6 protein-coding genes are annotated in these 9,457 nt (G+C 40.1%); 4 read left to right on the top strand and 2 right to left on the bottom strand.

What is annotated here, in order from left to right; all coding sequences use genetic code 11:
- Nucleotides 1–293: 293 nt before the first annotated feature.
- On the bottom strand, nucleotides 294–764 hold the full coding sequence (locus V7K56_RS07115) for a CRR6 family NdhI maturation factor (RefSeq protein WP_334908943.1): 471 nt from the start codon (nucleotides 762–764) through the stop codon (nucleotides 294–296).
- Nucleotides 765–1,445: 681 nt separating this feature from the next.
- Between V7K56_RS07115 and V7K56_RS07110 the strand changes: the two genes are divergently transcribed.
- Nucleotides 1,446–1,892, top strand: a complete 447-nt coding sequence (locus V7K56_RS07110; protein ID WP_334908931.1) for a Fur family transcriptional regulator — start codon at nucleotides 1,446–1,448, stop codon at nucleotides 1,890–1,892.
- 142 nt (nucleotides 1,893–2,034) lie between these two features.
- On the opposite strand, the gene V7K56_RS07105 is transcribed toward V7K56_RS07110, so the two are convergent.
- A complete protein-coding gene (locus V7K56_RS07105; RefSeq protein WP_334908929.1) occupies nucleotides 2,035–5,070 on the bottom strand; it encodes a pentapeptide repeat-containing protein in 3,036 nt (1,011 codons plus the stop codon).
- A 143-nt stretch (nucleotides 5,071–5,213) separates the two neighbouring features.
- Here V7K56_RS07105 and V7K56_RS07100 point away from each other — a divergent pair, with 143 nt between their 5' ends.
- The 3 genes from V7K56_RS07100 (at nucleotide 5,214) to V7K56_RS07090 (ending at nucleotide 9,321) form a co-directional block, all read left to right on the top strand.
- Nucleotides 5,214–6,983, top strand: coding sequence for a DUF3685 domain-containing protein (locus V7K56_RS07100; RefSeq protein WP_334908941.1), 1,770 nt, complete (start codon nucleotides 5,214–5,216; stop codon nucleotides 6,981–6,983).
- Nucleotides 6,984–7,039: 56 nt separating this feature from the next.
- Nucleotides 7,040–7,747, top strand: a complete 708-nt coding sequence (locus tag V7K56_RS07095) for a diacylglycerol/polyprenol kinase family protein (RefSeq protein ID WP_334908927.1) — start codon at nucleotides 7,040–7,042, stop codon at nucleotides 7,745–7,747.
- Nucleotides 7,748–8,766: 1,019 nt separating this feature from the next.
- The gene (locus V7K56_RS07090; RefSeq protein WP_334908925.1) at nucleotides 8,767–9,321 is read left to right on the top strand and encodes a DUF4360 domain-containing protein; all 555 of its coding nucleotides are present in this window, start codon (nucleotides 8,767–8,769) and stop codon (nucleotides 9,319–9,321) included.
- Nucleotides 9,322–9,457 lie beyond the last annotated feature (136 nt).

The following is a 9,457-nucleotide window of genomic DNA, read 5'->3' as shown; positions in this document are numbered from 1 at the left end:
TAACTGTAGGCTTTTGCCATAACGCAATTCAATTACCTTTTGAACGCAGACTGTTTACATTATATGTCCTAACTCTCTTGGCGATTGCTATATCAATACAATTTAGTTAAGTTTTTGGTATTGATTTCGGCAAATAGAGGCGCGAAATTATACTTCGTGTCGATGTGCTAACGCTTCTCTACAAAGGATTTAGGGCTTAACTGAACGATATTGCAATCTAAGAAGAGTAACTTTACACAGTCCACTAAAACGAAGAAAATTTTCTTAAAACTCTTCCATCACCTATTAGCTATTTAAAATATTTCAAAAAAAGCATCATCTAATTCATAACCTAGAATTTGGGCCATAGACTTCAGCCGCGAGAGGCTGGGGATATCTTGCTGTTTAAGCCAATCACCTAAAATAAAGATTTTGTGCATCAAAAATATCTCTAAGGCTTCGGGATTATACTGAATACCTTCTTGGGGACTAAACTGGTGTGGTACAAGCATTGCAGCATAACGAGCAAATTCTCCAGCTTTCCAATCTAGTAAGAATGGCAACCAGGGATATTTGGCATCTAGACGCACAAACCACAGCCGCACCTCTGGAATTTCTGAGAGTTCCCGTGGGTCGCCAGGTTCAAGATCGTAATTGACATCAAAGCGTAGCTGCTGTTCGTGGGATGCGACCCCATCTTGCAGCAGTTTTTCAATCACCGTTGATGCAGGGGACAGATCCAGATTGTTAATGAAGTCATTATTGAGTGCGATCGCAATTGTCATTGATTCAGCAGCCACTTTCTTGATGCTCAACTGTAGGATCGAGAATATACAGTAGCAGCTTTCAGGGATTGACGCTACATAAACTTTTGATAGCACAAAGTCTTCTTCATAAATCAATTAGTATTTACTGATACTTTTTTGCTGATAATTTCGTCAACCCGTACAAGGTTTAAACACAAGTCTGACCTTGCTCAAATTTATTTGATACTTTTAGTTAATTTTTGCTGGTTATAACAAATATACATCCATTAATAGCCTTGATATGAGGCACTGGCGATGCCTGCGATAAATGCTCGCCTACGCGACTCACTTCACCGATTACTAAAATTAAATGTTACTTTTATCATTGCTATAATTACTCGCATCTAATAAATAATTACTACACGAGCAATATGGTACGCCATTAGAATCAACCTACTTGGGTAAGGCAATACCTGCCCCAAGGTGGACATTTACAGCAATTTTAAGTTAAAGTTGTAATGAGTTTGTTTTAGATCAAGGTCTGACAAAGTAGCCGTCAACAAGCAAAAAAATCATTATCGTCACCCTGTCACTTTCACAGCATCAGAAGCCAAAACATAAGTGCAGGTAAAACAGCAGCGTGCAATATCATTGCATATATAGAAATAACCAATAAACATTTAGATCGGAAAATTCCCCTAACAGTTAACAAGCTGTAATATGCAAAAACAAACAATTACTACAAAACCAATTCGTTCCTTAGAAGATGCGCTTGAGCGCTGTCAAATCTTGGGTATGCGCGTCAGTCGTCAGCGTCGCTTTATTCTAGAATTACTTTGGCAAGCAAATGAACATCTTGCTGCAAGAGAGATTTACGATCGCTTGAACCACCAAGGCAAAGAGATCGGTCATACCTCTGTTTATCAAAATTTAGAAGCATTATCCAGTCAAGGCATCATTGAGTGTATTGAGCGCTGTGATGGGCGTTTGTACGGCAACATTAGTGACTCTCACAGTCATATCAACTGTGTGGATACAAATCAAATTCTTGATGTTCATGTGGAACTACCAGAAGATTTGATCCGCAAAATTGAAGAAGAAACAGGAGTGCAGATTACTGACTACAGTATTAACTTTTTTGGCTACCGCAATCCGCAGGAGGTTTAGGGATTGGGGAGTAGGGGAGCAGAAAGACAAGAAAGACAAGAGGGACAAGGGGGACAAGGGTGAATTATTGAACAAGTCTCTCCCTTATCTCCACCTCTTCCTTGTCTACTTTGTCTCTTCTCAATGCCCAATGCCCAATGTCCTATTGCCCAATCGAATTATTGCCAAAAACTGTTTCATCATCGGCATCATCATCTAAGTCTACTGACAAAATTGCGCCTTCACAGCTTTCAATTAGTCCGCTCGCAGGAGTCTTGTTCCAATTAACGTTTGTGTTTGGCGTGATTTTCACGGTGTTTAAGAAGGGTTGCTGCGATGCCTGCGGCGGTAAACTACGCAAATGTTTCAGTATTTGAAATGACTCTTTAGAGAACAAGGCACCATTATCAGTGGCCAATTTTTTGTCAGCCTCAGCAAGGATGGCATCAAATAAGCAAGCATTGGTGAGATTGGCAGTATTGAGATTTACCTCCATCAGGTTTGCCTGTTGCAGGTTTGCACCTGTGAGATTTGCCTGTTGCAGGTTTGCGCCTATGAGGTTTACCTGTTGCAAGTTCGCACCTACAAGGTTCGCCTGTTGCAAATTAGCTCCAGCCAAATTCGCCCCTGTTAACTCTGCATTAGATAAGTTTGTTTGCTCAAGATTTACCCCAGTTAACATCACTTGCGACAAAGAGGCTCCCGATAAATTGAGTCCAGCCAAAGACTTGATTCGGGTTGCAAAGGCACTTTTATGCAAAACGGTTGTCCTAGCAATTAGCGCACTTAGCGCCTCTGGATTGAATTCTGTCAAATTTACTGGATTCCCACAAGGCCAAAAAGGAACTTTTGTTTCTCGGTAGCAAGCACAAAGCAATAAAAACACATTTAGTCCTACCGCAGCATTCACCTGTTCAACATTCACAAGGTTTTGCAGGGCATGAAAATTAGTCAAAGCGTTGTGGGCTATCCCCTCATCTAACCAACGTCCTTGACAGTAAGCACGCCAGAAAGATAAAAGACGTTGAAATAAAACTTCAAACGAAAATTTGTGCTTTTGTTGACGACGCAATCCGGCGATCGCTAGTTCTTCAATTTCTTGGCTAAGTATCCCGTAACCTAGTAAATTATAAATATTCTGGGCTACGCTACTAGGAGAATCAATTATAAAAGTAGGCGTACCATAAGCGTCATCTTGGTACTGAGTCAGAAATTTAAGTTGGGTAACAATAGCATCTGCACAAAGAGATTCTCCTAACTTGAGATGCGAAAACTCAATTAAACTACTTTTTGCTGCGCTTTCGCCTGAGCTTTCTATATCCCAAATTTTAAAATAAAAGGCTGGTAAAGTATTAAATTCACCAGCTAGATTAATTTGATGACGTTGCGAGTGTAAAATTTTGAGAGCGATCGCTTGCATCTGCTCAAGTAAATCTTGGGGATGACGATCGGCGAGTAAATTAGCGATCGCTTCTGGAGTCCGATGGATATGAGCCGTACCCGAACGCAGTAGCATTGTTTTGCTCCCACCACTTAGCGGATAACCCAACAACCATCGACTCAGACGATGATGAATTTCCGATAACAGAAAAGACTTTTGGCTATTAGTAGCTAACTGCAACAGTTCATCATCTATCAATCCTTCGCGGTGCAAAATGCCCAACAAATGCAGCATTAGGGGTTGACGGACAAGGACAGATAATTCTCTTAACTTTGATTGGCTGGCAAATAACCCTGCCTGTTTTAAAAATGTAAAGAAATTTTGAGTAATGGGTAATGATTGTACTTTTGCCCACTGTTGAAACCATTGTTTAAGTTCGTCCACATCCAACGGCTGAATAATAATTCGCCTCAACAACAATAAGGGTAGTTCGGAAATGATTTCTGGTAACGTCTTTGACCTACTCGTTAAGACAATTTTGTGCCGCTGCTGAGATTGAAAGTTCAATAATTGCTGAATAAAAATTGCTTGTGCCTTAATACCCCAAGCAGAATGGGGCAATTCATCCAAACCATCCAGCAGCAGCAGACAAGGGAGATTTTCTTGCTCTAACCAAGTTGAAAGATTAACACCAAAGGCAGAATTTAGAGTTTCGATGAGAGTTTTACCGTATTTTACATCTCGCAACCTAATTACTATAGGCATCCAAGTAGGGTATAGTTCCTGTGCTACCTGTGCTGCCCAAAGTTGGCAAAAACTAGTTTTTCCATAACCAGGTTCCGACTCAATAACAGCGATCGTTTCTAAATCAGTTAGCTGTTGCTGCGCCCATGTTTTTAAATCAACTGGTAAACCGGCTTTTTTATCTTGCTCAGAAATATTTTCCTCTATTGGTAAGCCTTTTTGTGGCACATAGATATCCTTAAGAGCAAAGGATTCGATTAGCAAAGGTATGCTGAGGTTTTTAATCAAACTTGCACGATAAAGTTCTCGGTGCAAATCAATTTTCTCACCGACTGTAGAACCAACTTCTGGGGTGATCGAACTGGGAGATAATGAAATCCCCAAACGGAAAAATTTTTGCAGTTGGGCTAAAGGTGCAGCATTCTCGGTGACAACTACCAGGATGTCACCAGGAAGTGAGTTGAGCAAACGCTGTGTTAGAAGTTTGGCTTCAGGTTCCTCTGCACCATTGGCAACTAACCAAGCTATGGCAGCGTTATTTATTTGTTGCACCAGTAATGAATCTGCAACCAAAGACAGTGCTTGTTCAGCTTGAGTATCAGTTAATTTACCTGGGATGAGAGTTTTCAGTAATCCTTGCAGTTGCGGATCTTGGAGGATGAGTTTACCCACGTCCTCTTTAAAGATGTGTGGTTGGATAGGTATAATTGCCCGATCTAGCCACAGTCTTTGTAGGCTTGCTTCCTGCTCTAGAATTACTTGCAAAGCTTGGAGATAGGCAATTTGAAACGCTAGCCACGTCCCTTCGTTACGTTTTAAGGGTTTTTTTTGGCTAAGGCTACGTAACAGTTTTTCGGTCAACTGGGAAATGACACTGATTTCTTCCCAAACAATACTTAAGGGCAGTTCTAAAACCTCTACCAAAGTACAGATATCAAAAGGCATTAGACTTTTGACTTCCATATCCTGAACAATATGGTAGGCAATACCTGCTAATTGCCCCTCAGAAAAGCCTTTGATTTGGTTGATTGCGATATGGCGTTCTGCCAACCAGTGCCGAATACTCAAGTTCATTTAATTACACAGTGAAGGCTGCATAAGGCAATTATGATCGATTTATCAGTTTGCGAAAACAGGTAACAATGGGGAAGACAAAGTTTTGTATCAAAGCTGTTTTCTGATTGGTAAAAAACAGTGCTGATGTAATTGAGTGGATTATGAGCGATCGCCCTCTAAAATTATTGTTAATCGACCAAGATCCGATTTTTCGTCTGGGATTACAGGTAGCCCTAGAAGCGATTCCTAACTTAGAAGCGATCGCAGTTGTAGAAACTTACACCATTGCCTTGCAGATTCTCGCAGAAATTGCTGAAAAAGACCCTAATCAAGTAAATTTGGTAGTTTTAGAATTCGGTAATAGTCGCTCCACCACCAGTCAACAGCTAGGTTTACAATTCTGTCGGCAGATCAGAGCCTTATATCCTAACCTACCAATTTTGCTCCTCAGTTCTGTGCAAGAACAAGGACTGCTATTAGCTGCGAAATCTATTGGTGTAAATGGCTACTGCCCCAAAGGTACACTACTTTCTGAGTTAGTCGCCGCTATGCAAGAAGTTGCAGATGGTGGTTCCTATTGGTTTCAGGACACACAAGCAATAATAACTCCTAATTCCTCTAGTACAGCAGCGATTAATCGCGTTTCTGCCCACACCTCACTCCCTTTCTCTAAACTGCGAAATAATTTACGTTTGTTAGGAATCGCTAATATTGATGCTACCTTAGCCGCAGTAACAACACAATTACAAGTTCCTGGATTACCAGTACTAGATCGAGCCATTCTAGCTGGACAGCGGCGAGAACTGCTAGCAGCTCGTTGGTTGCTAAATCGGTTGTTGGTTTTACCACAAGAAAGGCAAGAGGAACAGATTCCAGTTGCTGATGAGCCGCCTTTAACTCCTTCATTAAGCAGTGCCATTCAGCAAAGGCAAACCGTATCACCTTTACTTAGTCCGGGAACCCTGCAATCTGCCTTGTTTACATCTTGCGTTAATAAACTTCAATTTCCTTTAAGAAATGTCACAGATATACCTTTAGAAATTGACATCTTTCGTGAAGATAAAAAACGAGAATTACTTTATCTGATCCTCCAAAAATTGGCTGAACAGTTGGATGAAATGCGTGCTTCTCAAGTAGAGATAAATCAATTAGATGAACTAAAAGATACCTTGATAAGTGATTTATGGCAAGCGGCAGTTAGAGATTTTTTTGGGAAATTTTCTCGGATAAAAATAGTTAATCAAAATATAGAAATTGTTAATTTTTTACTGCAAAATGCAGAGGTTGTGCAAAGAGATATTCTCCAAAAAATCCCGCTAGTTTGTGAGTTGTATTCTTATCTTTTATTTCAAACAGAATTGAATATTGATAATACCTCCTATCCAGTAGTGAGCGCCGAAGCCAAGTCGCAAGCATTGGCGATTTTAGAGAACTTGTTGATTCAGGTAGCCAATGGAGTAGTGCAACCACTGTTAAATTCTTTAGCGGATGTAGAAGAGATTAAGCAAAATTTTTATGGGCGCCAATTGATTTCTACAAGAGAAATTGAAAGGTTTAGAAATAATTTATCGTGGAAATATAGATTAAAAAATTATATAAACGAGCCAAAAGCAGTTTTTGAAAGTCGCTATGAACTATTTGTAATTGTGCCTCGTGGCATTGCCAATACTTCAGTTTATGCTCCTCGAAATCAAGAGTTGGTAAAACTTTCTAATATTCCTTTAATAGTGACATTGCTCCTAGAATTTAGTGATGCGATCGCACCGCGTCTAAAATCGCTAGTAGCTTTTGTCGGGAGCGGTATAGTTTTCATCCTTACCCAAATAGTTGGTCGGGGTTTAGGTTTAATCGGTCGTGGTATTCTTCAAGGTATTGGTAGCGTTTCGTCAGTAGAAAAAAACTTGAGACGAAATAGCGATCGACCTAAGTGAACCAGCAAAGCAGAGGGGCAGCTTTCTGTAAGTTTTTCTCCAATGACAAATGACAAATGACAAATGATTTTATTGGGCTAGCAATTTCTTATGTTTACGCTATTACTCTGCTTGTGATTGGCGAGGGATTGCGTAAGCTGTTTGCTGTGAAGCCAGATTTGACTCGCAAAGTAATCCATATTGGTGCAGGGATGTGGGCTTTCGGCGTTCTGCTACTGTTTAGGAACTGGGAAATCGGAATTATACCTTTTGCTACCTTTATCGGACTGAACTACTTGTTTTATCGCTACCGAATCATCGGTGCAATGGATACCCAGGATAGCTCACCCGGTACAGTTTATTTCGCTATCTCAGTGACACTGCTGTTCGGGCTACTATGGCGACCACAGGGGCCAGTAGATAGCGCTCCAATTGCTGTAGCAGGGATAATGGCAATGACGTGGGGTGATGCACTAGCAGCATTAATCGGTAGACGTTTTGGGCAGCATAAATACCAAGTAGGAAATTCTGTACGTTCCTGGGAAGGTTCAGCAGTAATGTTTGTAGCAAGTACAGTAGTGATTTTCTTAGTGCTGTTACTGCTACCTGGTTCGTCGCTGAGTCCCCTCGCAACGCCTTTAAATTTAGGATGGGCATTGTTAATAGCAGTGGTAACTGCTACTTTTGCAACCCTTGCAGAGGCAGTTTCGCCCCACGGCACAGATAACCTCAGCGTACCTCTAACAGCGGCGGGAGTAGTTTGGATTTTCATGCAGGGTTTTTAAAGCACTCCCAATTACCTCGTTTTCAGTCTACAACTAGAATTTCAGCTGCTTAATAATATAATTCTCAATAGACTTGTCCGTAAATTTATAACCCAGTCTGTACAAGGGTTTTAAAGGGTACTTATATGTCTTCGCTCAACGTAGCAATCAGGGTTTGGGATAGTTGATGATAGTTTAGAGAAAAAAAATAGAATTTTCAAATTTTGAGCTTCAACACAATTTATTATTCTATACAATCTGTGAAAGCTATATATGGTAAAGATTAGAATTTATAAAAACAAAACTTTATATTCTATCTTTACGGTAATTTAATTTTAGGACGGGTCTAATAAAAACAGTTATTTCACTGCGATGTCTGCGGCGAACTGTGACGCTCCACGGCTCACTAACGCTGCGCTATTGATATCGCACTATTAAATCGGCGATTTATACCCCTAATTTTTAATACCTAACTTTGGAGTACTGCTCCTTCATACTACCTCTTCATACTACCTTCATACTACTATTTTGAAATTTGCAGTGTTTGGAAACACAATATGTCTGTGATCAAGAACACATATTTGTTGATTGAGACAATTATATGATCTTCCCCACATGGAAGTACAGCAAGAACGCATCTTGCAACTTGATGTCCATCTTCTTTCTGTTAATTCCAGCGATACACCGTTATGCTTCATTTTCTGATTAAGCAGAAATTGTCAAAGCATACTTGAAAGGATTTCCCACAATTGAAGAAGGCAGAAGCCTGTAAGTATCAATCAAAACTTTAGTTGTGGGTGATTGCCCACTATTAGAACAATAATTGTGTCGAGATGTGTAACACCAGACACAAAATATATTTGCTTCAATCTCATGCTTTTAAGCGTGGGATTAAAGCAAAAATGCCTTCATATCTCGTATCTTCTGCCTTCTGAATACATTTTTCATCAAAAACCAACTCTAGCAACATAAGCAAAATGAATATGAACTTTAAACAATTTGGTGTATTACTGTCTGTATCTACAATTCTTGGAATCAACGTGATTACGACCAAGGTTTTGGCTCAAGACTCGCCTAGTATTCTTTTTGGAGATGCAATCGGATCTGGTGGATGTAAGGTTGCCGATCAGCTTGTTGGAGAGGATGGTAGAAGCTTATCGATCATCTTGGATAACTTTAGTGCATACAGTGGTGAACGTAAAAAGTGTATTTTACGTGTTCAAACTTTTATTCCAAGTGGTTTCATCGTCCAAGATGTACAAGTACTGTACCAAGGAACTACTGAGATTAAGGCAGGAAATAAAGATGGTACCAGCTTAAGCAGAACTTATAGCTTTAGTGGTGGTGCTCTTGGTCAAGCCGTAGCTCCTCCTAAAACTACCAAGTTTACATCTACTAAGCCAATTATGCAGGCATTTGCAGAGCAAGATAATATTACTGTTCTAGCTTCTACAGGTTTATGTAGTGGTGGTGGGGTAGGACTACTTGGTGCTAATCTGATTGCACAATCCTCACCAGGAAGTAATATTGTCGTTGATACAGCAGATATCAATGCTGGAGATGTGAGACTTTATTTTGACTTAAAGCGTTGCTAGTCGTTGCTTTTAGCGATTCTGCGGATAGATGGTGATGCACCATACCAAATTCCAAATTTAGTGGTCTTCAATGAGTGGTAGGTCTAAATCCCTCACTCATTGAATCTACCGAATTTATTCTTCTTTAAGATTACAA

Source organism: Nostoc sp. (genome assembly GCF_036917535.1).
Classification (GTDB): Bacteria; Cyanobacteriota; Cyanobacteriia; order Cyanobacteriales; family Nostocaceae; genus Nostoc.
Note: the sequence above shows the minus strand (reverse complement) of the source record. Positions and strands in the feature narration are given on the sequence as shown.